This window comes from Microbacterium maritypicum MF109 (genome assembly GCF_000455825.1).
GTDB classification, from domain to species: Bacteria; Actinomycetota; Actinomycetes; order Actinomycetales; family Microbacteriaceae; genus Microbacterium; species Microbacterium maritypicum_A.
Window position 1 is genome coordinate 1 of the sequence record NZ_ATAO01000235.1, and the last position, 235, is coordinate 235.

General features: G+C 69.8%; 1 protein-coding gene. It reads left to right on the plus strand.

The window, feature by feature from the left end; translation table 11 throughout:
- Positions 1 to 235 (plus strand): DUF7507 domain-containing protein (locus tag L687_RS40135; RefSeq protein ID WP_040569853.1); only part of this gene is annotated, 235 nt, incomplete at both ends.

Here is a 235-nt window from a genome sequence, read left to right on the forward strand (position 1 = left end):
CGTGACCCAGGCCGACATCGATGCCGGGGGTGTCACGAACACCGCGACCGGTACGGGCACGCCGCCGACCGGAGAGCCTCCGGTGTCGCCCCCGTCGACCGTCGTCGTCCCGCCGGACCCGGTGCCCGGGATCACGGTCGTGAAATCGGCGAGCCCGAACACGCCGGACGCCTACCAGGTGGGCCAGGAGATCACCTATTCCTTCGTGGTCACGAACACCGGCAACGTCACCCTC